The organism is Thermococcus henrietii, from assembly GCF_900198835.1.
Lineage (GTDB): Archaea > Methanobacteriota_B > Thermococci > Thermococcales > Thermococcaceae > Thermococcus > Thermococcus henrietii.
On the sequence record NZ_LT900021.1, the window covers coordinates 106,234 to 133,154 of the forward strand.

31 protein-coding genes and 1 tRNA gene are annotated in these 26,921 nt (G+C 55.1%); 19 read left to right on the forward strand and 13 right to left on the reverse strand.

Annotated elements, in window-relative coordinates:
• Positions 1-41: 41 nt before the first annotated feature.
• Genes CS910_RS00600 through thrC form a run of 5 tightly spaced genes read left to right on the forward strand, consistent with a single transcriptional unit; the run spans position 42 to position 4,746 of the window.
• A complete protein-coding gene (locus CS910_RS00600; protein ID WP_099209243.1) occupies positions 42-1,127 on the forward strand; it encodes a FecCD family ABC transporter permease in 1,086 nt (361 codons plus the stop codon).
• Positions 1,111-1,842, forward strand: coding sequence for an ABC transporter ATP-binding protein (locus tag CS910_RS00605; RefSeq protein WP_099209244.1), 732 nt, complete (start codon positions 1,111-1,113; stop codon positions 1,840-1,842). The genes CS910_RS00600 and CS910_RS00605 overlap by 17 nt, the downstream gene beginning before the upstream one ends.
• Before the next feature lie 42 nt (positions 1,843-1,884).
• Positions 1,885-2,478 (forward strand): archaeal proteasome endopeptidase complex subunit beta, encoded by a 594-nt coding sequence (gene psmB / locus CS910_RS00610; RefSeq protein ID WP_099209245.1) that lies wholly within the window; start codon positions 1,885-1,887, stop codon positions 2,476-2,478.
• A 50-nt stretch (positions 2,479-2,528) separates the two neighbouring features.
• On the forward strand, positions 2,529-3,623 hold the full coding sequence (locus CS910_RS00615) for an eCIS core domain-containing protein (RefSeq protein ID WP_099209246.1): 1,095 nt from the start codon (positions 2,529-2,531) through the stop codon (positions 3,621-3,623).
• A complete protein-coding gene (gene thrC / locus CS910_RS00620; protein ID WP_099209247.1) occupies positions 3,613-4,746 on the forward strand; it encodes a threonine synthase in 1,134 nt (377 codons plus the stop codon). Before CS910_RS00615 ends, thrC begins: the two co-directional genes overlap by 11 nt.
• A 1-nt stretch (position 4,747) precedes the next feature.
• Here thrC and CS910_RS00625 read toward each other — a convergent pair whose 3' ends face one another.
• Entirely contained in the window at positions 4,748-5,035 is a 288-nt protein-coding gene (locus CS910_RS00625; protein WP_145955314.1) for a hypothetical protein, read from the reverse strand.
• 109 nt (positions 5,036-5,144) lie between these two features.
• Here CS910_RS00625 and CS910_RS00630 point away from each other — a divergent pair, with 109 nt between their 5' ends.
• The 5 genes from CS910_RS00630 to CS910_RS00650 all read left to right on the forward strand — a co-directional run bounded on the left by CS910_RS00630 (position 5,145) and on the right by CS910_RS00650 (position 9,524).
• Positions 5,145-5,936 carry a DODA-type extradiol aromatic ring-opening family dioxygenase gene (locus tag CS910_RS00630; RefSeq protein WP_099209249.1) on the forward strand — a complete coding sequence of 264 codons (792 nt, stop codon included), beginning with the start codon at positions 5,145-5,147 and terminating at the stop codon, positions 5,934-5,936.
• A gap of 229 nt (positions 5,937-6,165) precedes the next feature.
• A complete protein-coding gene (locus CS910_RS00635) occupies positions 6,166-6,390 on the forward strand; it encodes a hypothetical protein (protein WP_099209250.1) in 225 nt (74 codons plus the stop codon).
• 12 nt (positions 6,391-6,402) lie between these two features.
• Positions 6,403-7,062 carry a hypothetical protein gene (locus CS910_RS00640; protein ID WP_145955315.1) on the forward strand — a complete coding sequence of 220 codons (660 nt, stop codon included), beginning with the start codon at positions 6,403-6,405 and terminating at the stop codon, positions 7,060-7,062.
• Positions 7,063-7,128: 66 nt separating this feature from the next.
• Entirely contained in the window at positions 7,129-8,214 is a 1,086-nt protein-coding gene (locus CS910_RS00645; protein WP_099209252.1) for a hypothetical protein, read from the forward strand.
• 59 nt (positions 8,215-8,273) lie between these two features.
• A complete protein-coding gene (locus tag CS910_RS00650) occupies positions 8,274-9,524 on the forward strand; it encodes an ATP-binding protein (protein WP_099209253.1) in 1,251 nt (416 codons plus the stop codon).
• On the opposite strand, the gene CS910_RS00655 is transcribed toward CS910_RS00650, so the two are convergent.
• Positions 9,505-9,966, reverse strand: coding sequence for an alanyl-tRNA editing protein (locus CS910_RS00655; RefSeq protein ID WP_099209254.1), 462 nt, complete (start codon positions 9,964-9,966; stop codon positions 9,505-9,507). The genes CS910_RS00650 and CS910_RS00655 overlap by 20 nt on opposite strands.
• A 207-nt stretch (positions 9,967-10,173) precedes the next feature.
• Here CS910_RS00655 and CS910_RS00660 point away from each other — a divergent pair, with 207 nt between their 5' ends.
• Together CS910_RS00660 and CS910_RS00665 are read left to right on the forward strand one after the other, a co-directional pair.
• Complete coding sequence (locus CS910_RS00660) at positions 10,174-11,523, forward strand: cyclic 2,3-diphosphoglycerate synthase (protein ID WP_099209255.1); 1,350 nt, start codon at positions 10,174-10,176, stop codon at positions 11,521-11,523.
• A gap of 30 nt (positions 11,524-11,553) precedes the next feature.
• Complete coding sequence (locus CS910_RS00665; RefSeq protein WP_099209256.1) at positions 11,554-11,802, forward strand: hypothetical protein; 249 nt, start codon at positions 11,554-11,556, stop codon at positions 11,800-11,802.
• A 147-nt stretch (positions 11,803-11,949) separates the two neighbouring features.
• On the opposite strand, the gene CS910_RS00670 is transcribed toward CS910_RS00665, so the two are convergent.
• Together CS910_RS00670 and CS910_RS00675 are read right to left on the reverse strand one after the other, a co-directional pair.
• Positions 11,950-12,360: a secondary thiamine-phosphate synthase enzyme YjbQ gene (locus CS910_RS00670; RefSeq protein ID WP_099209257.1), complete on the reverse strand. Its 411-nt coding sequence runs from the start codon at positions 12,358-12,360 to the stop codon at positions 11,950-11,952.
• Positions 12,357-13,244: a thiamine-phosphate synthase family protein gene (locus CS910_RS00675; protein ID WP_099209258.1), complete on the reverse strand. Its 888-nt coding sequence runs from the start codon at positions 13,242-13,244 to the stop codon at positions 12,357-12,359. Before CS910_RS00675 ends, CS910_RS00670 begins: the two co-directional genes overlap by 4 nt.
• 115 nt (positions 13,245-13,359) lie before the next feature.
• On the opposite strand from CS910_RS00675, the gene pyrB reads away from it, so the two are divergent.
• Together pyrB and pyrI are read left to right on the forward strand one after the other, a co-directional pair.
• Positions 13,360-14,295 carry an aspartate carbamoyltransferase gene (gene pyrB / locus CS910_RS00680; RefSeq protein WP_099209259.1) on the forward strand — a complete coding sequence of 312 codons (936 nt, stop codon included), beginning with the start codon at positions 13,360-13,362 and terminating at the stop codon, positions 14,293-14,295.
• On the forward strand, positions 14,296-14,751 hold the full coding sequence (gene pyrI / locus CS910_RS00685) for an aspartate carbamoyltransferase regulatory subunit (RefSeq protein WP_099209260.1): 456 nt from the start codon (positions 14,296-14,298) through the stop codon (positions 14,749-14,751). It begins immediately after the preceding gene.
• 28 nt (positions 14,752-14,779) lie between these two features.
• Here pyrI and CS910_RS00690 read toward each other — a convergent pair whose 3' ends face one another.
• From CS910_RS00690 to CS910_RS00715, 6 genes are all read right to left on the reverse strand, one after another.
• A complete protein-coding gene (locus tag CS910_RS00690) occupies positions 14,780-15,403 on the reverse strand; it encodes an ECF transporter S component (protein ID WP_099209261.1) in 624 nt (207 codons plus the stop codon).
• Positions 15,404-15,471: 68 nt separating this feature from the next.
• Positions 15,472-16,083 (reverse strand): hypothetical protein, encoded by a 612-nt coding sequence (locus CS910_RS00695; RefSeq protein WP_099209262.1) that lies wholly within the window; start codon positions 16,081-16,083, stop codon positions 15,472-15,474.
• A 60-nt stretch (positions 16,084-16,143) separates the two neighbouring features.
• A complete protein-coding gene (locus tag CS910_RS00700; RefSeq protein ID WP_099209263.1) occupies positions 16,144-17,049 on the reverse strand; it encodes a hypothetical protein in 906 nt (301 codons plus the stop codon).
• Positions 17,050-17,097: 48 nt separating this feature from the next.
• Positions 17,098-18,225, reverse strand: coding sequence for an ATP-NAD kinase family protein (locus CS910_RS00705; protein WP_099209264.1), 1,128 nt, complete (start codon positions 18,223-18,225; stop codon positions 17,098-17,100).
• Positions 18,226-18,229: 4 nt separating this feature from the next.
• Positions 18,230-19,666: a potassium channel family protein gene (locus CS910_RS00710; RefSeq protein WP_099209265.1), complete on the reverse strand. Its 1,437-nt coding sequence runs from the start codon at positions 19,664-19,666 to the stop codon at positions 18,230-18,232.
• Positions 19,667-19,690: 24 nt separating this feature from the next.
• The gene (locus tag CS910_RS00715; RefSeq protein WP_099209266.1) at positions 19,691-20,635 is read right to left on the reverse strand and encodes a radical SAM protein; all 945 of its coding nucleotides are present in this window, start codon (positions 20,633-20,635) and stop codon (positions 19,691-19,693) included.
• Between the two features lie 94 nt (positions 20,636-20,729).
• Here CS910_RS00715 and CS910_RS00720 point away from each other — a divergent pair, with 94 nt between their 5' ends.
• Positions 20,730-22,373 carry a bifunctional aspartate transaminase/aspartate 4-decarboxylase gene (locus CS910_RS00720; RefSeq protein ID WP_099209267.1) on the forward strand — a complete coding sequence of 548 codons (1,644 nt, stop codon included), beginning with the start codon at positions 20,730-20,732 and terminating at the stop codon, positions 22,371-22,373.
• A gap of 14 nt (positions 22,374-22,387) precedes the next feature.
• On the opposite strand, the gene CS910_RS00725 is transcribed toward CS910_RS00720, so the two are convergent.
• Both CS910_RS00725 and CS910_RS00730 read right to left on the reverse strand, forming a co-directional pair.
• Complete coding sequence (locus CS910_RS00725; RefSeq protein WP_099209268.1) at positions 22,388-22,630, reverse strand: DUF4405 domain-containing protein; 243 nt, start codon at positions 22,628-22,630, stop codon at positions 22,388-22,390.
• A gap of 3 nt (positions 22,631-22,633) precedes the next feature.
• Positions 22,634-23,479, reverse strand: a complete 846-nt coding sequence (locus CS910_RS00730; protein ID WP_223211902.1) for a hypothetical protein — start codon at positions 23,477-23,479, stop codon at positions 22,634-22,636.
• Between the two features lie 40 nt (positions 23,480-23,519).
• Here CS910_RS00730 and CS910_RS00735 point away from each other — a divergent pair.
• The 4 genes from CS910_RS00735 to CS910_RS00750 all read left to right on the forward strand — a co-directional run bounded on the left by CS910_RS00735 (position 23,520) and on the right by CS910_RS00750 (position 26,135).
• Positions 23,520-23,597: transfer RNA gene (locus tag CS910_RS00735), tRNA-Ala, on the forward strand.
• A gap of 46 nt (positions 23,598-23,643) precedes the next feature.
• Complete coding sequence (locus CS910_RS00740; protein ID WP_099209269.1) at positions 23,644-24,189, forward strand: hypothetical protein; 546 nt, start codon at positions 23,644-23,646, stop codon at positions 24,187-24,189.
• Entirely contained in the window at positions 24,182-25,288 is a 1,107-nt protein-coding gene (locus CS910_RS00745; protein WP_099209270.1) for a M20 family metallopeptidase, read from the forward strand. Before CS910_RS00740 ends, CS910_RS00745 begins: the two co-directional genes overlap by 8 nt.
• A 97-nt stretch (positions 25,289-25,385) precedes the next feature.
• On the forward strand, positions 25,386-26,135 hold the full coding sequence (locus CS910_RS00750) for a lipoate--protein ligase family protein (protein WP_099209271.1): 750 nt from the start codon (positions 25,386-25,388) through the stop codon (positions 26,133-26,135).
• Between the two features lie 155 nt (positions 26,136-26,290).
• Here CS910_RS00750 and taw3 read toward each other — a convergent pair whose 3' ends face one another.
• Positions 26,291-26,914 carry a tRNA(Phe) 7-((3-amino-3-carboxypropyl)-4-demethylwyosine(37)-N(4))-methyltransferase Taw3 gene (gene taw3, locus CS910_RS00755; protein WP_099209272.1) on the reverse strand — a complete coding sequence of 208 codons (624 nt, stop codon included), beginning with the start codon at positions 26,912-26,914 and terminating at the stop codon, positions 26,291-26,293.
• Between the last annotated feature and the right edge of the window lie 7 nt (positions 26,915-26,921).

Consider the following 26,921-nt stretch of genomic DNA (forward strand, 5'->3'; position numbering starts at 1 on the left):
TGATACATCAACTTTAAAAGGCTGGACAAAAACTCCAGCACATGCGGAAGTGGCTCCCCGCCCTGCTCCTCCTTTCAGCCCTCTCGATTTTCCTCGGCGTCTACTTCGGCCCGGTTAGCTTGAGTTTTCACGACGTCGCCGAAAGCGTGGATTACGGGGTAAAAACGACCATCACGAGCTGGCTCTCATGGGTTCTCGACAAACTCGCCCTGGCTATCCACTCGAACGTCCTCGCGGAGGAGGCCAAGTACGTAGCGGAGATTGTTTCAGGCCAACCCCCGCGGTACTTCACAATAGTGTGGCAGATTCGCATGCCCGAGGTCCTCTTAGCTTACCTCGTCGGCCTCGCGCTGGCGAGTGCGGGAGTCGCGAGCCAGGCGCTCTTTCGGAATCCCCTCGCGGACCCCTACATAATCGGAATAAGCTCCGGTGCCGCGCTCGGGGCGGCGATAGCGACGCTGATTAACCCCCTCTACATGGCTCCGTTCGCGCTCGTCTTTTCATTCCTCTCGGTCTTCATCGTATACGCGATAGCGAGGACCAACGGCGCGGTTCCCGTGGACACGCTCCTCCTGGCGGGAATAGCCTACGGCTTCCTTGCAAACGCAATAACGTGGTACATCTACGTCACCCACCCGCAGGAAAGCCATCTCGGCTGGATGTGGCTCCTCGGGAGCTTCAACGGGAGCACCTGGCGGAACGTCGCGGTAATGCTCGTCGTCTCGGTTCTCGGTGTCCTGTTCCTCAGCTGGCGCTGGCGCGAGCTCAACCTCATTCTGCTCGGCGAGGAGAGCATAGCCCTCGGCCTCGACCTCCACCTGTATAGAAAAATCTTCCTCGGCGTCATAGCGACGCTTACTGCTTTCGCCGTTTACACGGCGGGAATAATCGGCTTCATCGGACTGGTAAGCCCCCACATAATGCGCCTTCTCCTCGGGCCGAACCACAGGGAGTTAACGCCAGCAACTGCCCTCTTCGGCGGTGTTCTGCTCGTCGTTGCGGATTTGCTCGCGAGAACCGTGGCGAAGCCGACAGTAATCCCCGTCGGCATAGTGACGGCCCTCATGGGCGCGCCCTTCTTCCTCTACCTCCTGATGAGGCACAAGAGGGGTGAGCTCGTTGCTTGAAGCGAGAATCTCTTTCGCATACGGCGAGAGGGAGGTTTTGAAAAACGTAGAGCTCAAAGCCGAGAGAGGCGAACTTCTCGCGGTAATCGGGCCCAACGGAGCCGGGAAGAGCACGCTCCTCAAGTGCCTCGTCGGGATTTTAAGGCCGAGGGGAACGGCAAGGCTCGACGGCGTTGAGCTGACATCGCTCAGGCCCGCTGAAAGGGCGAGGCTGATAACCTACGTCCCCCAGAGCTCCCTCCCCCAGTTCGCCTTCACCGTCGAGGAGTTCGTCGAGATGGGTGCCTACATGACGCGGGGGAGCGTCAGGAAAGCGCTCGAGAGGGTCGGCCTCTGGGAGAGGAGAAGAGACAAAATAACGAGCCTGAGCGGTGGGGAATTCCAGCTCGTCCTTATAGCGAGGGCTTTGGCACAGGGGAGCAGGGCAATCCTCCTCGACGAGCCCACGAGCCACCTCGACGTAAACCACGCGCTCATGGTGATGGAGTTGCTCAACGAGCTCAAAGGGGAGAAGATTATCGTTGCGGTCCTCCACGACCTCAACCTCGCGTTAAGCTACGCAGACAGGGTTCTCGTCCTGAAGGACGGCGAAAAGGTCTGGGAGGGGTCGTCGAAGAAGCTGGAGCCAGCGGTGATAGAGACCACCTACGGGATAAGGGCGAGGATAATCGAGGTTGAGGGGAAGCGCCTCCTCGTGCCGGGACTGAAGGGCTAAGGTTTAAAACTTCGGCGCGTTTCTTACTTCAGGTGAGAGAAGGTGGAGAAGAAGACCGGAACAACAACGGTGGGAATAAAGGCCAAGGACGGAGTGGTTCTCGCGGCTGACACTCAGGCCTCGCTTGACCACATGGTTGAAACCCTGAACATCAAGAAGATAATCCCGATAACCGAGGGGATAGCGATAACCACCGCGGGAAGCGTCGGCGACGTCCAAGCTTTAGCGAGAACCCTCGAAGCTGAGGCGCGCTACTACCAGTTCACGTGGGGAAGGCCGATGACGGCAAAGGCGATGGCACACCTACTCAGCAACATCCTCAACGAGAACAAGTGGTTCCCCTACATGGTGCAGATTATCATAGGTGGCTACGTCGAGGAGCCAACCCTAGCCAACCTCGACCCGCTCGGAGGTCTCATCTTCGACGACTACACGGCCACTGGCTCCGGCAGTCCCTTCGCGATAGCAGTGCTCGAAGAGGGCTTCCGGAAGGACATGAGCGTCGAAGAAGCCAAGGAGCTCGCCGTTAGGGCCGTCAGAACCGCCGGAAAGCGCGACGTTTACACCGGGGACAGGAAGGTCCAGGTCGTCGTCATCACGAAGGACGGCATGAAGGAGGAGTTCGTCGAGTTTTAGACTTGCACCAAATCCCTTTTTAACTCCCCACCCAATTTTCTCCGAGGGGGATGAAGGAGAAAGCGCTTGCGGTTCTTCTCGTGGCGACGGTCGTTCTGTCTCTCTACTCAGCGGTTGACCTAGCTTACTCCACCAACGCGATTCTCGACCAGATTAACGACATCATAAAACAGGTCCAGGAAATCAGAGGGCTACACTTCAAGGAGAAGCCGAAGGTAATCGTCATCAGCAGGGCGGAGGCCATAAAGCTCTTCGGGCCAGGTAGCCAAAACGAGGAGGAGCTGAAGGTTCAGGAGCTCACCTACAAGATGACCCTCCTGTTACCGGGGAACTACTCGTTCAAACGGGAGGAGAGCCAGCAGGTGGCGGGGTGGATAGCGGCGACGGTTGGGGACACCATCTACGTCATCGAAGAAAACTTCGAGGGGAACCCCGCGGTTGCAAGGAGAACCCTCGCCCACGAGCTCACCCACGTTCTCCAGAAGCAGTGGTTCGATGCAAAGTACGGGGCCAGCACGTTCGACGGAACCCTCGCGGTGAGGGCGCTGGTTGAGGGAGATGCAGACCTCGTGGCCGACCTCTACTGCGAGCGGAACGGGATTCCTATATACAAGATACGCTCCCTCAGCGGGAACCCTCTAACGGACATCGGTATCTTCCCCTACGTCTTCGGCGACCCCTTCGTCCGTTACCTCTACGAGAAAGGTGGCTGGAATCTTGTGAACGAGGCCTACAGGCACTACCCAGTCTCAACGGCCCAGATAATGCACCCCGAACTCTATCTGGAGAACATAACGCCCGTGAACGTTTCGCTGAACGTTCCGGCCAACTGGAGCGTCATGAGGGACGACAGGATGGGCGAGTTCTACGTCTACGTTCTCCTCAGGGACGTCGCCAAACTCGACAACGGGACCGCATGGAACGTTTCAAGCGCGTGGCTCGGCGACCACCTCGTCCTCGCGACCAACGGAACCGACTACGTTCTCCTGTGGAAGGTTGAGTTCTCAAACGAGAATGCATCGAAAACCTTCGCCGAAACCCTCAAGAGCCTCGCCGAAAAGGACACCTACGCAAGGTTCACAATTACCCTCGACGGAAAGACCGTCACCCTAAAAGCCGTGAGGAGGGTTCGGGTTGAAGCTTAGGTGTCCAATCTGCGGCAGAACCTACGAAAAGCCCGTCCAGAGGTGCGAGTACGGTGAACCGGTCGAGTTTGAACTCTTTGAGGGAGAACCCTACATCGGAAAGAGCGTCTGGGAGCGCTTTTGGGACTTCTGGCCGGTCGAGCCGGCCCTTGAGTTTTCACTCGGAGAGGGCGACACCCCGCTTGTGAAGTCGAGGCTCGGCGACGAGTTCGGCGTTAGGCTCTACCTCAAGAACGAGACCGTCAATCCGACCTGGAGCTTTAAGGACAGGGGAACGTTTCTGGCGATGAGCTACGCACTCAAAGCCGGCTACAAGACCGTTGGGACAGTCTCTACCGGAAACATGGCGGCGAGCGTCTCAGCTTACGCTTCACGCTTCGGACTCAAAGCCAAGATTCTCGTCTCCGAGAGCGCGGGCGACGAAAAATTAAAGGCCGTCTCTGTCTACGGCGGAGAAGTGATAAGGGTTCTCGGGGACTACGGGAGGCTCTACTTCGAGAGCCTCAAGCTTGGAGAAAAGCTCGGGGTCTACTTCATGAACTCCGACAACCCCTTCAGAATCGAGGGCTATAAGGGGATAGCTTTCGAGATAGCCGAGGAGCTTACCCCGGACTACGTTCTAATCCCAACCAGCTCTGGCGGTCTTTTCAGGGGAGTGGCAAAGGGATTCCTTGAGCTTTACGAGAATGGGCTTATTGATGGCCTTCCAAAGCTGATAGCGGTTCAGGCAGAAGGCTGTTCTCCAATATGCAGGGCCTTCCGCGAGGGTAAGGAAAAGGTGGAGCGCTTCGAGAGCCCGAGAACGATAGCGAAGGCAATAGCGAACCCCTATCCTCCAAGTGGAAACGCCGTTCTGAAACTTTTGAGGGAGTTCGGTTGGGGTTGCGTTGCCGTTTCGGACGAGGAAATCAGAAAAGCTCAGGAAAGGCTCGCCCGCGAGGGTCTCTTCGTTCAGCCGGCGAGCGCAACGGGGATAGCAGCCATAGAAAAGCTAAACCTTCCCGAGGGGACTAAGGTTGTCTCGATTCTCACCGGTTCCGGCCTGAGAACGCTGAAAGATGCACCCACAGGAGAGATAAAGGAGTGCCCGCTCGAAAAACTCGAAGAGTTGCTCAAAGGATAACTCAGAGGTACTTCCCGAAGTTTTTATTCCTCTCACTCTGAACGGCGGTGATTGTTGAGTTATCCCCCACTGACCCAGGGTCCTCCCCAGAGATGAAACGGTATAGGCGTCGGATTACCATCTCAACCCCAATATACCCCACAATCAACAACCCAACGAGTCTAGTCGCCACGTGGGCAAAGAACAGTGGAATCCCACCTATGAAACCGAACGTAAAGGCTGTCATCAGCCTAAGAAGCACGTTGTAACCGTAACGTTCCATAAAGAGGGTGATATCCATGGATGTCACCTAACTTTTACATTGATGTAAAAGATTATAAACTTTTAGCCAGATAACGACGTTCGTAATGATAAAACGACTTAAAGTCAATGAGATGTACATTCAAGAGGTGATTGAGATGCTGGTTGGTGTTGGCCTAATGCCCCACGGCAACCCGGTTCTGGAACCGAAGGACGAGGAAACCGAGAGGCTCGCGGAAGTCCTGAGGAGAATCGGCGAGGAGTTCAGAGATGCGGACTCCTACGTCCTGATAAGCCCGCACAACGTGAGGATGAGTGACCACCTCGGCGTCGTTCTGGCGGAAAACCTCGTTGCATGGCTCGGCTTCGAAGGGAAGGAGCTACCTGGAGAGTGGAAAACCGATAGAGAGCTGGCGGAGAAGGTTTACAGGACTGAGAAGGAAGCTGGAATGCCAGTGGTAGATTTGAACTTTGCCGCGCTCAGTGGAGAGTACTCGCGCTGGCCCCTGAGCTGGGGCGAGCTGATTCCGCTCCAGTTCCTCAAAAGGAAACCACTCGTCCTGATGACGCCGTCTCGGGGAGTTAGCAGGGAAACACTCGTCCGCTTTGGCGAAATCCTCGGCGAGGTCCTTGAGCGGGAGGAGAAGAGGGTTGCGCTGATAATCAGCGCGGACCACGGGCACGGGCACGATGAAAAAGGCCCCTACGGAAAGGTGAAGGAGAGCGAGGAGTACGACAGGCTGATAATGAAGCTTATCAACGAAGACCGCCTCGAGGAGCTTCTCAGCATTCCCGAGGACCTCGTTAGGAAGGCCCTCGTGGACAGCTACTGGCAGATGCTGATAATGCTTGGAGCTATGAGAAAGGCCGAGTTCGAGCTAAAGGCGAGCGCCTACGCCTGCCCCACTTACTTCGGCATGGCCGGGGCGCTGTGGGTGCGGAAGTCTTGAACGTTAGTCTCTTCTTTTTCTATTCCCCGAAGAGGACACCCTCAACAATCAGAAGTCGTTCACCTTCGAGGGCGACTTCACGGTTCACGGGTTCATTATGGTTCCCTGAGAGCACAACACTTTCGGTGCATTGATAGCTTTATTAAAACACACAAGTTGGCAATCTTACCAAAAAGATTTTAACTTAAAGTTGATACATTAAATTGAAAAACAGTGGAGGTGATAGTACGTGACTTGGAATGTTGGTCTTTTCTACTATACTGGTAGTGGGACAACCCCAACATCGCAAATAAAAGACTTTGTAAGGGAGTTTGATGGGGCCATAATTTTAGGGCCAGAAACAGAGAGAGACTCAGCGGACATTGACAGGCTAATAGAGGTAATCAACAGGTTTTGGGACTTAAAGCCCGGATTCCAGTTGATAGCCGAAATTCCAAACCCCCACGGCACATAGACATATCCCCAAATGAAAGACTGGCTCAATACTATAGAGAGGGGGATAGGTTCCAAGGTTAGAGGGTACTACTTAGTCCCGGAGGGAGCTTACACTATGTATACAGCTAGAGCCAAAGACGGGACATACTGCCGTGATAACATCCAAAAAATTGTTGAAGACATCAGGAACATGAAAAAATATGCCGTGTGGATTCCGATTGAGGATAACCTAAGCTTTGAATACATGGACAAGTGCCAAGAGCACATACACTTCACCAACATAGCTCCTCAGCCCCACTACTATCAGGTCAGGGATGATACGGGGTACAAATACACTCCGAATTGCATAAAGGTAAAAGACCCACACAGACCAAACGGCATGAACTTCAATCAACTGAAAGCATTCATGCTGGAGTGCAAAAAACGGGGCTGGGGAGTTGAATTCGAATGCGATAACGCTGTAAGGGATGAATATGAGGGTGGAAAGAGGGAGAACTGCGGATGCCAGTGCATACCGGAGGAAGACTTGAGATGCACTAACCGGGCGGCAGGATATTACTGTGCAAGCGATGCAGTTGGGGGATTTGAGTATATCTATCATTATTTCAGCAATGACATTAGAAATTATTTAAAAGTAAAAAAAGAGTACACTAATAATTCTTGCAATGAAATAGTGAACAAAACTTGTTGAGCTCTTTGTACACAGTTTAATTTTTATTTTTAAGTTTTAAGATAGAAATACTTTGGGGGCCTGCAAATGAAGACAACCATACCGATTGTGGCGATGCTTATTGGGATTATGCTCCTCCCTTTAGCTATGGCGGGTAATAGGCTGGAGATATGGGGGCTCGCCTCCAACGGAACGGCCGCGATGGTAACGTACTACACTGGAAGCGAGTTTCACACGGTCCTCTACGACGGAAAAACCTTCTACGAGGTGCCCATTCCCTCAGGAAGAGATGACATAAAGAAAACTCCCTTTTTCCTCCAGCCCAACGACTGGACCTACTTTGATAGGCTGAACCCCTACGTCATCGGCTACTTCAAAGGCCTATGGATTTTCGGCGGCGTCGAAAGGGTCGCGACCTTGGACTGGAAGACGTTTAGGGTGTATTCAAACCCCGGCTGTTCAACTTGCCAGCCAATCGAGTTCAGAGCGGGACGCGACAGGGCGGCGCTCGTCATGGAGAAGACCACCATGATGACGTTTCAAATCCTAGTCTGGTTCAACGGGACGGACTTCGAGACGACGAACCTGACGGCCGACGAGATACACGTCGCGCCCATCGGGAACGAATGGCTTGTCTACACCAAGACCGGAAACCGAACGTCGCTTTACCTCCAGCAAAGCGGTTCAAAGCTCTCAATAGAGTGCCCAAGCGGGCTTGAGGTCTACTCGATGTCGTCGAACGGCTCGGCGGTTCTAATAGCCACCAACAGAGGTCTGTACGTTTACAGAGATGGAAGAAACCTATCCAAGATTTCGGAGGCGGGTGCAAGCTTAGCAGTCTGGAACGGGCGCTGGTTGGTGTTTGAGGGGAGCAAAATCATCGAGTACGATGGGAGACACCTAAGGGAGGTTGCCCAACTCAACATCACGCCAACTTACGTGGCCCCATTCAAGGGCTCCGTTCTCGTTGCGGGCAGTGTGGGAACGAGGAAGTGGAAGCTGCTCATGGTCTCAGCGGATGGGAAAGTCGAGGACCTAACGAAGGAAATGACGTCCCCCAAGCCATGGACGGATAGAAACGAGGAAGAAGGGCGGAAAATCTGCGGGCCGGGACTGCTCGCGCTCCTGACGGTGGTTTTTGGAATGCTTGGGTGTCGGTTCACACCTCGCTGACCCCTATTGTGTATTAAAAATACACAATCTTTTTATATTATTGTGTATTAGAGATACATATGATTTCACTCACAGAAATCACCGAGGAGTACCTCTGCTCGCTCAGGTTCATTGAGGAGATTCCAAGGGAAGTGCCGTTGCCCACTGGAAAGGATATAAAAGCTGTAATCGGGCCAAGGAGAGTCGGCAAAACGTTCCTGCTCCTCAAAACTGCTGAAAAACTAAGAGAGGAGAAAAACGTCGTGTACATACCCTTTGACGAACCCGAGCTGAGGAAGATGAGCGCGAGGGAATTTGCCGAGGCCGTCAGGGAGGAGTTTCCAGAGGGGGAGGTAACACTATTCCTCGATGAGATACAGGAATGGGAGGACTGGGACGTCAAACTCCGCTGGCTTCACGACGTTAAGGACTTTGACATATACGTTTCCGGGTCTTCATCAAGCCTCATGTCCTCGGAAATCCCGAGCAGGCTGCGGGGAAGGCACGTTTCAAGGCTCGTTTTGCCTCTCTCCTTCCGAGAGGTGGGCGGTGAGAGCCCAAAGACGTTCCGGGAAAGGGGAAAGATACGAAAGCTGCTAAGGGAGTACCTTCGATGGGGAGGTTTTCCCGAGGTCTGGACGACGAGGTCGAGGGAAAAGATAATCTCAATCCTCGAAACCATGTTCTACAGAGATATGGTCGAGCGCTTTGCCTTCAGGGACGTCAAGGAGTTTCAGGAGGCGTTTTACCACATTATCTCCCTCTACGGGGGCTATTTCACATACCATTCCCTTCAGCGGGCGTTGAAGGGTATGGGGATTGACGCCAACGTCAAGACCGTGATGAACTACCTTCGGGCTATGGAGGAGGCATTTCTGGTCTTTCAGCTCCCCGTGTTTGTGCCCTCGATGAGAAAAATCTTGAGAAGCCCAAGAAAGCTTTATCTGGTTGATATAGCATTCGCAAACCTCTTCTTCAAGGGGCTCGACGAGGGCAGGAGAATCGAAAACATGGTTTTTATCGAACTTCTCAGGGAGAAGAGCTACTGGAGGCCTGAGATTGAGCTGTCATACTACTCCAACGGGGACATTGAGGTGGACTTCGTTGTTAGAGCCGGTGGGCACATCGAAGAGCTTGTTCAGGTAACCTACGAACTAAACGCATCCAATTACGAGAGAGAGGTTAGAAACCTCGTTAAAGCTGGAAAGAAGCTCGGAGTCAAAAAGCTAACCGTTGTAACGCTTGAAGACGAGAAAACCATTAAAGAAGGCGGGAAAACCGTAGAGGTCATCCCATTGTGGAAGTTCTTGCTCAGAGAACCTCAAAGCTAATCTCCAAAAGCTCCCTGCTCCTCCTGAAGCGGGCCTTTCTGATTCTTATCTCCCCTATTTCGCCCGTCGTCCTCGTGTGCTCCTTATTGCACGCGTTGACGTTCCAGCCCTCGATGACGACCACCTTGAGGGTTTTAACCTCCTTGGGAACGGGAAACAGGTCGTACATATCATCGCCGAAGCGCTTCTCCGCTTTCCCGCGCGGAAGCTCGTAAACTTCAACTGGAACGTTCTCCCTGACCTTCTCGTTGGCGAGACGCTCTATCTCCTCTACCTCCTCGGGCGCCGGCTTCCGATTGAACTTAACCGCTAAAACCCCGCGGTTGCCTTTGGCGTAGGTCGAGGCCGTCCACTTGGCGTCTCTGCCGAGGACCTTCACAACGGCCCCCTTGAGGACGTGCAGAGCCGTGTGAGTTCGAACTTCAACGTCCCCACTAACCATGACAATCCCCGAAAGTGTCTTCGGCAATCGTTTATTAACCAATCGGGTAATCTGGAAACGGCGGAGATTCAGCGTTTTTTGAAGGTTTTTCAGGAAATATCAGATGATTTCGAAGGAGTTACGTAAAAGTCTTTCATCACTAAACGAAAACCGTTATAAGTGTAAAGGGCAATACACCAGCGGACAAAGTTTTAGAGGTGAACGAAAATGGCCGAGAAGAAAAAGAAGAGGGTTCTGATTCTTGGAGCGGCCGGAAGGGACTTCCACAACTTCAACGTGTTCTTCAGGGACAACCCTGACTACGAGGTCGTGGCCTTCACCGCAACCCAGATTCCGGACATCGAGGGCAGGATTTACCCGCCCGAGCTCGCCGGCGAGCTCTACCCGAACGGAATCCCGATATGGAGCGAGGACGACATGGAGAAGATAATCAAGGAGCACGACATTGACATCGTTGTCTTTGCCTACTCGGACGTTCCCCACGAGCACGTCATGCACCTCGCGAGCAGGGCCCACTCGGCCGGCGCCGACTTCTGGCTCCTCGGCCCGAAGAGCACCATGCTCAAGAGCACCAAGCCGGTCGTGGCGGTTACCGCCATAAGAACCGGCTGTGGAAAGAGCCAGACCAGCAGAAAGGTCGCCCAGCTCCTCCAGGAGATGGGGTACAAGGTCGTTGCAATAAGGCACCCGATGCCCTACGGTGACCTCAGGAAGCAGGTCGTCCAGCGCTTCGCCAGCTTCGAGGACCTCGACAAGTACGAGTGTACCATCGAGGAGCGCGAGGAGTACGAGCCGTACATCGAGCGCGGCATGGTGGTTTACGCGGGCGTTGACTACGAGAAGATTCTCCGCGAGGCCGAGAAAGAGGCCGACATAATCCTCTGGGACGGAGGAAACAACGACTTCCCGTTCTACGAGCCCGACCTCTGGATAGTCGTCACCGACCCGCACAGGCCCGGCCACGAGGTCAAGTACCACCCAGGTGAGACCAACTTCAGGGCCGCTGACGTCATAATCATCAACAAGATTGACACCGCCAACAGGGACGACATACAGGCCGTTCGCGAGAACATCGAGAAGATTAACCCGAACGCCACCGTCATCGAGGCTGCCTCGCCGATATTCGTCGACAACCCCGAGCTCATCAAGGGCAAGCGCGTTCTCGTCGTCGAGGACGGTCCGACCCTCACCCACGGCGGCATGAAGTACGGAGCCGGCTACGTCGCAGCGAAGAAGTTCGGAGCGAAGGAAATCATCGACCCGAGGCCCTACGCCGTCGGCTCAATCGTTGAGACCTACAAGAAGTACCCGCACCTCGACCTCATTCTGCCGGCCATGGGCTACGGCAAGAAGCAGATTAAGGAACTTGAGGAGACCATCAACAGGGCCGATGCCGACGTCGTCATACTCGGAACCCCGGTTGACCTGCGCAGGTTCATGAACCTCAACAAGCCGGCCGTCCGCGTCAAGTACGAGCTCGAGGAAATCGGCCAGCCCAAACTCAAGGACATCCTCGAGGACTGGGTCAAGAACTGCAAGAAGCTCAAGAAGGAGTGAAGTTTTTAACTTTCACTCCTATTTTTCTTCATGGACTTCGTGCTGTTCCTTGGAATACTGCTGGGAGCTTTGAACGTTCTTGGGTTCGTCTGGGTCACCTACGACGTCGTTAAGAATCAGAAACTTATGCAGGAATCTGAGAGGTTCATCTGGATTTTCATGGCGTTTCTGTTCGGTTCGCTCATCGCCCTCGTCTACGCCATCTCAATTAAGTTGAGCGGGAAGTACGAGGAAGTCGAGCTCGAGAAGAACGAAAACGAAGAGGTCAAAGTGTGGTAGAAAGCCTTTTATGGTGAAAGGTCAAACTCAAATCGCCCGGGGAGCACCGCCGAGGGCGGAGTCAATGAACTCGGGCGGGTTATTACCCCCTTTCACAGCAGAACTCACACTTCTCAAGGTGTATAAATAGGTGAGAACCCGAAGTTCTCACTCCCCAACGACCTGCACGATAACGCGCCTGTGCCTCGGCCTGACGTCCAGCTCGACGAAGAAAATCTGTTGCCACGTTCCGCGAACGAGCCGGCCATCTATGACGGGGAAGCACTCGCTCGCGCCGAGAAGGGTCGCGCGCAGGTGGCTGTGGGCGTTGTCGTCTATCCTGTCGTGGAGGTAACCGGCACCTTTTGGTATCAGCTCCATCAACGCTCTCTTGAAGTCCTCCAGAAGACCCGACTCGTGCTCTATCGTAACTATCGCGCCCGTTGCCCCGGGGACGAAGACGAGAGCAATGCCGTTCTGGATTCCGGACTCTTCAACGACCCTCTCAACCTCGGCCGTTATGTCCACGAGGTCAATCTCGCCCCTCGTTGAAAAGCGGAGCTCCTTGCTGTAAATCATTCCACCACCTCCAACAGCGCTTTAACCTTCCCAACGACGTCAAGGGGATTCCTGCCGAAGACGTAGGTGAGTGGCTCAACACCCTCCCCGCCCCAGTCGAGGACGAAGTCAGGGGAATCGTTCTCAAACAGGCCCGCTATCCTTTCTATGGCATCCTCGTCACTCAGGCCGCCGGTCCTTATCCCGGAGTATTTGAGACCCAATTTCTCAACTGCCTCGGCAATCTCGCGGTCGAGGCGGACGTTCATGACGCTCCTCACTTCCGGAGCCTTCTCGGAGACCGAGAGGATTAGAGAGGCAGTGAACTTACTCGCGCCGGGCTCCGGCGGAAGGGCGTAGGGCCTGCCCTTGACGAGGGTTATCCTCCCGGGAATCGCGATTACATCGGCTGGACTCTTCGCTCCCGGGGGCGCGTAGGCCAGGTTGCTCCTGACCTCGGGGATGAGCTTTGGAAGCCCAGGCAACGAGAGGAGCTCGCGGAGGGCCAGCCTCATCTCCTCAACGGCAGACGAATGGATTGGGGCAAAGAGAGACCTGCAGATATCTTCACTCACCCCGGCGTACTTGGCATAGTGTCTGCAGAGTTTACCGGAAGAGAAAAGCTCAAAGAGCCTCCTTGAGGTGAAGACTACAATCTCATCCTTCGCAGCACCCGTCAGGATTAGCCCGGCAATCTCCTCGGCTATCGCATCTAAGAGCACGGCAACTTCCTCGGGAGGGTGCTTGTACGTCCCCCCAAGATACTTGCTCACCATCGCCTGAGTTATGCCAAGGTAGCTCGCTATCCTCGACTGCCTGAACCCCTCACGGTACAGGATTCCCGCTATCCTCGCGCGCAGATAGGGCATGAGCTCTTCGGCGATGTAAACGTTCGGCGTCTTCATACCATCACCCTAAAACCGAGTTATTAAACCGCGGAGGATTTAAATCGTTATTGTCCACAAGTTGATGTCAAAAAAGGCTTAAAAACCCATCGGATTTTACACCGGAAGGGCTCTTATGGACTGGAAAGGAAGGGACGTTGTAAGCATTAGGGACTTCTCGAAAAGCGATATCGAGTTTGTTTTGAAGGTCGCCGAAAGGCTCGAGGAAGAACTCAGGGAGAAGGGCTCGCTCGAATACGCGCGCGGGAAGATACTCGCGACGCTGTTCTTCGAGCCTTCAACAAGAACAAGGCTGAGCTTCGAGAGCGCGATGCACAGGCTCGGCGGTTCGGTGATAGGCTTCTCCTCTGCCTCTAGCACGAGCGTCAAGAAGGGTGAAAGTTTGGCTGACACCATTAAGACGGTCGAACAGTACAGCGACGTTATAGTTATCAGGCACCCAATGGAGGGCGCCGCGCGGCTGGCTGCCGAAGTCGCAGAGGTTCCGGTCATCAACGCCGGCGACGGGAGCAACCAGCACCCGACTCAAACCCTCCTCGACCTCTACACGATAAAGCGCGCCTTCGGAAGGATTGACGGCCTCAAGATTGGCCTGCTCGGCGACCTCAAGTACGGAAGAACCGTCCACAGCCTCGCGGAGGCCTTAGCCTTCTACGACGTCGAGCTCTATCTGATTTCACCCGAGCTCTTGAGGATGCCGAAGCACATCGTCGAGGAGCTGAAGGAGAAGGGCATAGAGGTCCACGAGACGACCGACCTTGAGGGTGCGATTCCAGAGCTTGATGTCCTCTACGTCACGAGAATCCAGCGCGAGCGCTTCCCTGACGAGGAGGAGTACCGGAAGGTCAAGGGTAGCTACCAAGTGAACTGCAAGCTCCTGAAGAACGCCAAGGAAACGCTCAAGGTCATGCACCCGCTCCCGAGGGTGGACGAGATTCACCCAGAAGTCGATAAGAGCGAGCACGCGCTCTATTTCCGTCAGGTCTTCTCCGGCGTGCCGGTTAGAATGGCGCTCCTTGGTTTGACGCTGGGCGTTCTGGAGGGATTTTAAATGCCCGAGCTGAAGGTTGAGGTAATCCCCGAGGGGACGGTAATAGACCACATCCCGGCAGGAAAATGGCTCAAGGTCATCGAAATCCTCGGCCTGACGAAGCCCAACGGTGGAACACTCCTCATAGCCTCAAACGTTCCCAGCAAAAAGCTCGGCAGGAAAGACATCGTCAAGGTCGAGGGACGCTACCTGAGCGAGGAGGAAGTGAACAAGATTGCCCTCATCGCACCCAATGCGACGGTGAACATCGTCAGGGATTACAAGATAGTGGAAAAGTTCAAGGTCTCGATTCCGGACGAGATAGTTGGAATCCTCACCTGCCCGAACCCCAACTGCGTCAGCAACCACGAGTACGTAAAGCCACGCTTCAAGGTCGAGAGCAGGGACCCGCTAAAGCTCCGCTGCCACTACTGTGAGAGAACTATCGAGGGAGACGAGATACTGGGGAACCTTTGAATCCTTCTCTTTTTTCAAAAATTGAGAATCAAAAAGCGGTCTCCTCAATGTCATCAACTGGAACATCCTCAACACCAAGGTGAGGCAACCTTCTGAGAACGGGAACCGCAACCGCGAGACTCAAGAAGACGTCTATAACACTCTGAACCGCGTTTGGCAAACCGATTGCCACCCAAAACGGGACGTGGGTCCAGTTCTCAACGGCCTGGACGACCTTTTCCCTCGGAAGGCCAAGCCAGATGGGAAGAGCCACGTAGTAGTTGAGCAGAAGCATCAAGGGGACCCGTATAACCACGCCGACGATGTACGCGACAACGCCGAAGAGGAGCAACCTGCGGGGGTTCCTGAAGTCCAGACCAACCGTTCTCCTCGCGAACTCAAGGCCCAGTATGACAGCGAAGGTTGCCGTTACCTTCATCATCGCCCCGAGCCAGCTCGCAGATGAAACCACGCTGAGGCCTATGAAGAGTAGACCGAGGGCAAAGAGGCTTCCCCAAAAGCCCAGGATGAAGTAAACGATTACTATCGGCACGGCGACGACGTCAATCTTCATGCCCCAGACAGTTGGAAAGTCTATTGGAGCAACGTCGAGGAGGAGCGCGAGACCGAGCATTACGCCTGAAATTGCAATCTCCCTTGGGCCGAGTCTCATTCCTCACCACCGGCCCAAGTTTGTTCCAGAACTTTAAAATTTTTGTTCCAAAAAAGAGACAAAAAGAGTTAGGTTCCAGGGCCCCCTCCCCCACCCGTCATCACGAGCACGGTAAAGTCGAAGTCAAACTTCCGGGTCAAAACTGAACCCGGAGATTGAGGCCAGATAATGTAGAAGCTTTCACTCCCGGTAACCTCCCCGGAGCTTACATTGTACACACTGACCTCGACTACTGGGAGCAGGAGGAGCGGCCTCACAACGGCAACGAACTCAATCTTCTTGTTGAGACCAAGGGAATGGCTTGACCCCACGTCCTGGACGAAGTACACCCACATTGGACCAAATGAGGGGACGTTGTACTTTTTCAAACTCTCTGAGAGTGTTGGATAGTACGACAGGGGCTTAGAAGAGAGAATACAGGAGGAAGTCATGCAGAACTGCGAATCGGTTGGAGAGTGGATGTACAGGTATTTACCAACCAGCTGGGCGCCCATGAAGGATGTTACAATTGATGCAAGAAGAAGCAATATTATAAGCTGTTTTAAGTGATAGTTCCCTTTTTGTATGTACGCGTTGTACTTCCAGAACCATGCTATGACCGCCACGAAGAAAGCAACGTAGTAAATCACGAAGAGCGTCCCAAACACAACCGGGGTGGTAGTGTGTGTATAATACACCATGTTTACTCACCAGTAAAAGTACGCGAGACCTTTAAAAAAGTTATTGAAGGGCTGAGATGTTCACCGAAGAACACCTTCGGGCAACTCGCCGTGGAGGACGTCAACGCTCTCGGGGCTCCTCGTTATCAGCGTTCCGGCCTTTTTGCCAACAAACTTCCTCGTCGGACCCGGTGGAACACCGCTCGTCTCGTAGACGAGGGACTGAACGTCAGGGTCGTGGTAGAGGAGGAGCGTCGGGCCGGCTATGTTCAGGAGCGAGTCGAGGGCGTACTGGCTCGCGATGACCGTAACCCTGTGCTTCAGCGGTTTTGTGAGGAGAGGAATTCCGGCGCTTCCAGCCGTCGTGTAGCCGAGGACGGCGCCGTCAACGAGGCCAACAACCGTCTCGCGCCTCTTCTCAAAGGCAGCCGCGAGGGTTAGGAACGCTATGCCGACGAGGGTTATGCTCCTGGTCTCGCCGAGGTTCACCCTAACGCTTCCTTCGAGCTTCGGTGGCTCGCCGCTGTACAGCGCCTCGTCGAGGGGAGTGTAGCTCTCAAGGATGACCTCCGAGTACTTCTCTTTCCTCTTTACCGCCTCGGGAACGCTCGAAACCTTGCCGAGGAGCACGTCAACGTAGAGCCTGTCTGTTAGCGACCTGTCGAGGCCGTACAGTGTTTGGACGATGGTGACCGCGGTGTACGGGTCGAAGTAGCCGGCCTTGTAGAGCTTTATCGGGTCGAGGCCGAGGCTGGCACCGTCGCGAACCTCTATTACTTCATCAAAGTCCCCCTCAACCTCCCCGGTGGTGTCGAAGACGACCGCCGAGTAGCCGAGCTTCCTGTACTCACCGATAACGTATGAGAGAAACCTGACGGGATAATCGTCCATCCCGAAGACCTTCAGCGTCCTGCCGTGGTAAACTGGGTCGTAGAAGACGAGTTCCTCACCGTCGAGAACCTTAACCGCTATCCTGCTGTGTCTCATGAGAACCACCGGGGAAAATAGGAAGAGGTTCTATAAACGGCTTCCGGTTTAAACAACTTTGACGAGCTTCTCCATCCAGGGACTCACGCGCACCCTAATGTAACCCCTGAACTTCCCGTCAACTTCCCTATCTCCTGTGTAAACGCGAATCGGGCCGGTCAGCTTGTCCGGCGTTGCAACGACGATTACGTTCTCCCTCGGGATTCTCCTGAGGACTTCGGCCGAGAACTGCTGGTTGCCCCTGCCGAAGAGGAAGTTTGCCCCGCCGATTACCGTGACGACGACCCTTGGATTCCTATCAGCAAACCGGAGCAGGTCCTTCTCAGTGGCGTCCTTGACGAGGAGTTTGGCTTCTCCGTCCCTTACCTCAACGACGTCAACGCCGAGGAGCGTCCCGTCTACCCCGAGCTCCTCCTTTATCCTCTTTATCGTCGAGCCCGAGCCGAGGAAATAAATCCCCTCGCTTTCAAGGATTTCCTCAGCGACGGCCTCGGCCAGGGCTTCAAGCTCCCCGGCCTCGTCGGCCTTGATAGCTTCCTTGCTCCCCTGCACAAGGTTCTCGACGACCGGAACGAGGGCCTTTCCGTAGGTCTTCGCCCTGACCTCGTCCCTCCTGAAGGCCTCTTCGTCGATGTCCCTCACTTCCCTCTCCTCGAGTTTGGCTTCCCCGCGCAGGAACCTAACGAGGACCTCCGATGCCTTCTCCGGCGAAACCGCAAAGACGCCGGAGTACATCTTGACCCCCGTCGGAATCCCGAGGATTGGAACCTTCCTACCGACCGCGCTAACAACGTCCCTCGCGGTCCCATCACCGCCAGCGAAGATTATGAGCTTAACTCTCCCGAGCATCTCGCGGGCAAGCTTTTTTGTGTGCTCCGAACTGGTGTCGGGGATTCTAACGCCGTTGACCTCGCGGTAGTGGAACTCAAGGGGGATAACCTCAAAACGAAGGCCGAATTCCCGAAGGTAGTCCTCGCCGAGCGGGCCAAGGCCCGTGAGGAAGGTTATCGAGCGGGCCTCGGGGTAGTGGGAAAGCTCGCGCAGGAAGAGCCGGACGAGGTCCGGAGAAACCGGCCTGGCCCCCCGCCTGATGGCCTCCTCAACCACTCCGTCGGTGCCCTTGAGGGCCACCTTACCGCCCATTCCCGCTATCGGGTTCACTATCAGCCCTATCACGCTCTCACCTCATGTACTTCCTCGCGAACACCGTCAGGAAGACCGCCCACATGAACATTCCGAAGAGCGCCTCGACCGACGCTATGACCCTGCCGACTCCTATCGGGTGGTAGTCGCCGTAGCCGAGGGTAGTTGCCGTTACAATGCTGAAGTACTCGTAGTCGAGGAAGCTCAGACTGTTGGAAAGCCCCTGAACGCTCCCCGTGACGAAGAACAGGACGGGAAACAGGACGTTGACGGCGAAGAGCCATATCATTATCGGCCTCTTCCAGTCGGTTCCGTACTTGCAGGTCAAGTCTGCGAAGAGCCACTCGAAGGCAACCTCAAAGCGGTCCACGAGCTTTTTAATGCCCTTCCGCCTCGCCCTCAGGCGCGCCTTCCTCCTGGCGACCATCTCAAGGTAGTAGTACTGGTCTGCCCTCTCGAAGTCCCCGCTACGCTCCCAGCTCGTCCTCGCGAGACGGTAGAAGACCTCCTCCGCGTAGGGGTTGTTGAAGCGGCAGTCCTCGATTATCATGAAACCCTCAACGGTGAGTTCAAGGGGCAGGCTCGGGAGGACCGTCATAATCCACGTTGAATCCACGTTGACCTGGCTCTTCCGGATTATCAGGTTGCTGTGGACGAAGACGTGAACGAACTCGGGGCTCTTCAGGTGGCTCCACTTGACCTCAACGTGGCCGAAGACGTCAAGGTTCTCTAGAACGAGGTTTCCGGAGAACCCCGCGATTGAAAGCCTGACCTGTCGTTTGAACCTCGGCGCGGTGTCGAAGGAAACGTCGCGGATGACGAGCGAGCGGACCTTCACCATCCTCCTGCCGGCCTCAGAAACGTTGACCCCATGCTCCTCGAGGATTTTCCTCAGAAGGGGATAGCGGGAGTTTATCCCGATTCTCCTCACGTCACGGAGGTTTGAAAGCTCGATTAAGCCCTTGGCACTCTTCCCCCCGTAGGTTTCCTCCTCTCTCTCGCCTACGTACTGGGTCGAGTTCACCATGAGGTACTTGACGCTTGAATCCCTGATTGAGATGTTGCTGGAGAAGTCCACGCGGAGCACGTTGAGACCAAAAACCGTCGAACCCTTGACGAGGATGACCTCAACCTTTGACTGGAAGAGAATAACCCTGTCCACGGTCGAGTTCAGCAGAACGAGACCCTTGAAGTTCGAATCCTCTATGACAAGGCTCTTGATTTGGGAGTTCTTAAAGACGAGAATCCTCTCGCTCCGGTAGTCTTTGATTGAGACGTCGTAGAGGTAGACGCCCTCGAAGTAGCTCTGACCGACCTTGAGCCTCCGCTTGAACGTCTCGGCCTTCAGCTCCTTTATGCCCTCGCCCAGTAAGGACTCGCCCTCGTCGTAGGGAATGTGGAGGGGACAGTACCTCGACCCCTCAACGGGCTTCAGGCGACATTTTTTGCCGTTTTCGTAGACGTACTCGCACATCGTTTCGAGTTCAGGGGAGGACTATTAAGGTTTTCTGCTCTTCAAAGCCCGCATGTAGAATGTCTCGCCCCGGTAGTTCAGCCGTATCAATTTTCCCTCCTCCAAAAGTCCCTCAACCACGCCCCAGCCGGCGTTGTTCTTCTCCAAGAGCTCCCTCAGCGCTTCCTCGCGCATTGGGTGAACGGCGGTAATTGATAGAATGTCCTCGACGACGTTTCCCGTGCTCGCGAAGGCGTTGCCCTCGTAGCCGATGAGGTATTCAACTTTTCCGCCGAGGCGCTCGCTGAAGAGCTGGTAGGCGAGGTTTATCGTTTCCTCATTGGCGGGCTCGACCCACTTCTCCGCCGGTGGCCTCGTGGGAACGGCTATGTAGGCCTTATCCGGTTTAAGTTCCGCGAGGAAGTCGGCTATCCTTTCGAGTTCGTCGCCGTAGTCGACGTTAATGAGCATCGTCTCGGTCACGAGCGTTCCATCGAAGTCGTCTCTAAAGGTTAACATGCCGTCGAGGATCCTCTCGAGCGAGAGGCTCTTGTGGGGCCTGTCTATCTTCCTCCAGAGGGGCTCGCTCACGGCATCGAGCTTGAGCGAGACGAAGTCGAAGGCCGAGAGGTCCGTCCTCACATCCTCGCGCCAGATGAGGGACGAGTTGGTCAGTATCGCGAGCGGGACCTCAAGTTCCCTCAGAAGCTCGACCTCAAGGCCGAGGTTTACGTCGAGCGTTGGCTCGCCGTCCGGGACGAAGGTGATGTAGTCAATCCTCTCGCCCCTTCCTCTTGCCTCCTCAACCTTCTTCGAAACTTCCTCGAAGAGGAACTCCGGTTCGTAGAAAGGCTTCCGCTCGATTTCCATCCTAAGCGTTCTCCCTATCTGGCAGTAGACGCAGGCGTAGGAGCAGACCTTGTCGGGTATGTTGTTGACTCCAAGGCTCCTGCCGAGCCTCCTCGATGGAACGGGACCGAAGGCGAGCATGACACCACCGAATTAGGTTGGCCTAAGGGCGTATAAGGTTTTGCCCAACCCTTTTATATTCCCGGGAGGAATTAAAACAGACGAGGTGTCAAGAATGAACCCCGTGAAGGAAAAAGACGACCTCGAATCGGTTCTGAAGAACCTGAAGAAGCTTGAGGAGCTCAGCCCCTTCGAGTTCAAGGAGCTCCTGATAAGGCTCGCCAAGAGGAAATCCGAGAGAATGATGCTCAACGCTGGCAGGGGGAACCCGAACTTCCTCGCCCTGGTTCCGCGCTACGCCTATTTACAGCTCGGAAAGTTCGCGCTGAGCGAGGCGGAAAGGCACTTCGGCTACATGGGCGACCTGATAGGAGGCCACAGCGACAGGGAGGGAATCGAAGCGCGCTTTGAGATATTCGTCAGAAACCATTGGAACGAGAGGGGAACCGCCTTCCTGAACTCGGCCGTCAGCTACGTTAGGGATTATCTCGGCTTTTCCGCCGGGGACTTCCTGCACGAGATGGTCCAGGGCTACCTTGGCTGTGACTACCCATCACCACCGAGGATGCTCCCGCTGGCGGAGAAGATAGTCGCGAGGTACCTCATGAAGGAGATGGGGGCAGGCTACGACCTCGGCTACTCCCTCGTTGACGAGACTCAACTTTTCGCGGTCGAGGGTGGAACCGGGGCGATGGCGTACCTCTTCGAGTCCCTCAAGGCCAACCACCTCCTCAACCCGGGCGACAAGATAGCGATAGCGGTTCCGATATTCAGCCCCTACCTCGAGATTCCGAAGCTCGACACCTACAGGCTGGAGATAATCGAGGTCAGGGCAAAGGAGGAGCTTGGCTACCAGATACCGGACGAGGAGCTCGAGAAGCTCCGCGACCCGGAGATAAAGGCCTTCTTCCTCGTGAACCCCGGCAATCCAACCTCGGTGAAGCTCGAGGATGGGGTTCTCGAAAAGCTCAGGGAGATAGTTGAGGGGGACAGAAACGACCTCATAATCATCACAGACGACGTCTACGCGACCTTCGCGGACGACTTCAAATCTGTCTACACCGTTCTGCCCCACAACACGATACTCGTCTACTCGTTCTCCAAGTACTTCGGCGCGACCGGCTGGCGCCTCGGCGTCATAGCGCTCCACGAGGACAACGTCGTTGATAGGCTTATACGGGAACTGCCCGAGGAAATTCAGGAGGAGCTTGAGAGACGCTACGCCCCGATAACGCCGAACGCACGGGAGCTGAAGTTCATAGACAGGCTAGTTGCAGACAGCAGGAACGTCGCTTTAAGGCACACCGCTGGCCTTTCAACGCCCCAGCAGGTCCAGATGGTTCTATTCGCGCTTTACGCCCTCATGGACGAGCAGGAGAAGTATAAGAACGCGGTGAAGCACGTACTTAGAAGGCGCTACCGGGCGCTGTACAGGGGTCTCGGCCTCGAACCCGAGGAGAACCCGAACCTCACCTACTACTACACCCTCCTCGACACTGAGAAGCTCGCGGAGAGGCTCTACGGCAAAGAGTTCGCCGAGTGGTTCATCAAGGCCCTGCCGATAGAGGAGTTCATAGTTCGCCTCGCCCTCGATGCCGGCGTGGTTTTACTGCCGGGCAAGGGCTTCGAGGTGCTCCACCCGTCGGTGAGGGTCTCGCTGGCGAACCTCAGGGAGATAGACTACATCAAGATAGGCCAGACGATAAGAAGGCTAATAGACGAGTACTACAAGAAGTTCAAAGAATCGAAAGGGGAGTGACCCTTTCCTTTTCTTCACGACCTCAGCCTTCTGAAGTAGCTCTTGAGGGCGCTCCAGTTGAGGGCTATGTGAACTATCGAGAGGCCGAAGAATGCGAAGCCGAAGTAGATGTGCAGTGTGTCAGCGGTCGAAACCGGCAGTGGGTGGCCGAGTTTCGCCGTCAGCGGGCCGATGAGGAGTATCGTGCCCGTTATTCCCGTGATTAGCCAGAGGGCGAAGAGCAACAGCGAGACGCACATTCTAAGGTTGCACTTCATGGCTCACCCCTTCCTGTAGGTTTTTCCGTCTATGACTATGACGTCTGCCTTGAGCGACCCGTCCTCCTCGCTGGCGAGTATCGTCACCCTCTCACCGGGTTTCAGTAGGGCGAGCATGTCACGCCAGGTGAGGCTCTCGTTGTCCGGCCCGGTCCAGCGTCCGCGTATCTCTATCGTGTAGTTCTCCACGACGACGGCCCTGAGGGCGGTGTCAACGGCCTTTATCACGCCGGTGACGTTCACGGAAGTCGTGTTCAGAACCTCCTCCGGCGAGGGGGCGCTCTGGTTGAGCTCGGTGCCGTTGGGGGTTCCTATGTAGAACTTCACCGTGACCCTCTCCTCGGTTCCGTAGGGACAGCCGGTGCCGTAGTGGAAGACCACATCGATACTCCCGTTGCCGAGGACCTTCACCGTGTACTGCTTGAAGGCCGTGTAGGCGTCCTTCAGCTCGGTCTTGGTCTCGTTCACGACCTCGACGTTAACCGGGTTCTCGGTCGTTATCTTCCAATCGGAGTACTGGCAGGGCTGGGCGTGCTTGAACTTGACGGTGACGTTGAGCGTTACGAGCGTTCCGGGTTTCTCGACGTATGCCTTCGCGGGGACGACGTAGAGGATGTCGTCTCCTTGATGCGACGTGGCAAACCCAACGTAGTACACCCCGTTGACGGGTCCTGACGGTGGACTCGGAAGAGGTGTAGAACCCGTGCCGATTCTCTCGTTGGCGTAGTTCACCGCGAACGGGAGTGCCGTGAAAAGGATGCAGAGGATTATGGAAAGGGCTATCTTCCGTTCTATAACATGAAATACATATGCAAAAAATTTAAACTTTTCGGGGATGGGGAATACCAAAACTTTTTAAAACCCTGCCCCACCCAGTATAAACGGGAGTGGGCCGGTAGCTCAGCCTGGTACGAGCGCCGCCCTCGCAAGGCGGAGGCCGCGGGTTCAAATCCCGCCCGGTCCACCATCAAAACGTTTTTACGCCCCTTTTCCAACACATCCCAGGTGGTTGGATGGCTCCCCTTGGGGGCTTCTTTGAGGAGTGGGACGAGGGTGCGTTCCTTGAGGCCGTTTCAAAGCTTCCACCCAAGGACGTTCTCAGCTATTTAATTGAGGTATCAAAACGCGTTCTGGCAGTTTATGCACGAATGAGGGACTCCCTCCCTAAAGGATACGGATGGATGAGGTTCTCAGAGTTCGTGGAAACCAAAGGGAAACAGGTAGAAAAGCTGTGCAAAATCGCCCTGAGACTGTTTCCCGAGGCATTATCCTCAGAGGTCAACGTAGAAAAGTTGGAGTTCTCCGTAAAAACTGTCGGGGACTATGTAGAGGTTCTGAGGGAGACGATAAGGCTTGAAGAACTTCAGCTCAGGGCTTGCAGATACCTCGAAGGGCACGTTGAAAATCAGGATATGAAAGCCATCCTCTCGGACTTGGCAGAGGAAATAGAGTTAAACATTCGAAAACTTGAGGAGGAACTTGAAAGGGTCGAAAAGTTCGAGAGAAAGACCAAGTTCTCCGAGTTCGTGAAGGAGTTGGTCGGTGATAGGGATGGATGAGGTCGAGCTCCTGAAAAAGCTTGTCTCGATAGAATCTCCCTTCGGGAAGGAGGAAGAGATTTCCAAGTTTATAACCTCGCTCCTTGAGGAAAACGGTTTCAGCGTGGAAAGGATTCCCGTGGAAGGATTCGGCGACGACGTTCTCGCCAGGCTTCCTGGAAAGGGACCAACGGTTGTCCTAAACGGTCACATGGACACTGTTCACCTCTCCCCAGGCTGGAGCAGGAACCCGTGGGGCGAAGTTGACGGAGACCGCCTCTACGGCCTTGGAAGCGCCGACATGAAGGCCGGCCTCGCGGTCCTTCTGAGCCTCTTCATCGAGATGGGAGAGCTCCCAAAACGCGAGAGGCCCAGTCTGATATTCACGGCCGTCAGCGATGAAGAGGGGTTCTCCAGGGGAACATGGAAGCTGATAGAGAGCGGCAAGCTCAGGGACGCCGACATAGTGCTCATCGCGGAACCTACAAACGAGAGACTCATGCTGGGGGCAAGGGGACGTTTCGTCATAAAAATCAGCGCAAAAGGGAGGAAGGCCCACGCAGCGAGACCACAGAATGGTGTCAATGCAATTGAAGAGCTGGCAAAGGTCGTCTCGAACCTCGGCAGAATACGGCTTAGAAAACACCTAAAACTCGGGAAGGGCTCCTACTGTACGCTGTCGTTCAGGGGAGAGGCCGACGGTCTGAGCGTTCCCGACCGCGCGGAGGCTATCGTGGATAGACACACGGTTGTTGACGAGAACTGGACCAAGGTGCGGGAGGAGATTGAAAGGCTCGCCAAGAAGCTTGGGGTAACCGCGGAGATTAGAGTAGAGAGGTACCCCCGCCCAACGCCGGAGATGCTGCCGTACGCGGTCAGGGAGAACCTGCGGGAGGTCAAACTCTTCAAACGAGCCATGAAGGAGATGGGCGTGGAGCCCAGGGTCACGTACGGGAAGAGCGTCGGCGACTTCAACTACTTCGCCAACTACCTGAGGAGAACAACGCTCGTCTTCGGACCGACGGGGGGCAATTGGCACGGAAGCAACGAATGGGTCAGCCTCAGCTCGGTGAGAAGGGTGAAGGAGGTGTACAGGGAGTTTCTAAAGACCCTGGTTTAGCTCAGTGGTGACCGCTCTCATCACCCTTCAGGAGGGCTTGGGCGTCATCATCGCTGGGCTTAAAAACTCGCGGGCCCTTTTAACCCTGGTGGTCGCTATGCGCTTCATCCCGCTCATCGTCGCAAGGCCAGAGGTTCAGATGGCAATAGACGAGGCGATAATGATTGCTAGAATCGAAGGGAAGGTTCCCGACACGGTGAGGCTGTACACCTTCTCACCGAGTTCGGTGACGATAGGCCGCTTCCAGAGCGTCGTCCACGACGTCAACCTTGAAGAGGCCAGAAAGCTCGGCATTCCCGTCGTGCGCAGGATAACCGGCGGAGGGAGCGTCTTCCACGACGAGTTCGGCGAGATAACCTATTCAGTCGTCGTCGGCGAGGACCTTCACCCGGCTTTGAGGAACGTCGAGACGAGCTACCGCTATCTGGCGGGCCCGCTTGTGGACGCTTTAGAGAGCCTTGGGCTTAAAGCGGGATTCTCTGGCCTAAACGACATCGTCGCCAACGGGAAGAAGATAAGCGGTTCGGCGCAGACGAGGAGGAAGGGGGTAATCCTTCAGCACGGCACGTTCATGTACTCCACCCGCGTTGAAGTCCTCGGAAAGGTTCTGAAGGTCTCCAAGGCGAAGCTCGCTGACAAGGGCGTTTCGAGCATCTGGGAGCGCGTTACAACCCTGGAGCGCGAGGGAGTAAAGCTGAACCGCTGGGAGGCCTACGAGCTGTTGAGGGAGAGCTTTTTCAACGCCTTCGAGCTTGAAGAGGGCGAGCTGACGGATTACGAGCTTGAGCTGGCGGAGGAGCTCATTGAGAAGCGCTACGGAAATCCAGAGTGGAACGAGATGAGGTGAATACCCCATCACTAGTGACGGGTCGTCACTTTTAAAGGTTTCCAGTGCCAAAGAGCCCCTCAAGCTCCCGTTTGTGGGCCCTCAGAATTTCCTCAATCTCCTTCAATGTCCTCATGGTTGAGAGTTTGAGTAAGGAGGGATAAAGTTTACGCAGTTCAGAACCCCACACCAAACTCCTCCGCCAGCTCGTAGAACAACTCGTCCTCGCCAAGCTCCTCTCTGAGCTTCTCGAAGTTCTTCATCAGCCTCGGAAGCCTGCCCTTCGAGCGTCTCAACATCGAGTTGCCGATTTCGAGGGCGAAGCGCAGGTACTCGTCGCTGGCCATTATCTTCCCGTCCCTGCCAAGTGGAGCGGTCAGATACTCGGTGGCGTTTATCTCGACGAGGTAGCGGCTGGAGATTACCTTGAAGGTCGTGTACTTGAAACCACTGGCGAGGCCGAGCTCGTGGAGCCTCTTCGCTTTCTCAAGGTCCTCGGCTACGACGTGGAAAATCGGGGGCTGGCTTTTGAGGAATATCAATCCCTCCTTGGCCTTTTCAAGGGCCTTCTTTGCCTCGGGGAACGTCATCTCGCGGTGAACCTTAATCAGCCACCTGCTCAGGGGCTTGGCGCCCAAAGCTGGCTCCTCGATGATTCCTATCCTGCCGGAGCAAGAGCTCGTCGTGTAGATTCCCTTGATGGAGTTGATGAGCAGGAGGAGGTCTATTATATCTTCGTCAACCTTACCCTCTCTCATCGCCGTGAAGAGGCTGACCAGCGCTTCCCTCTTCGCCTTCATTCCCCGG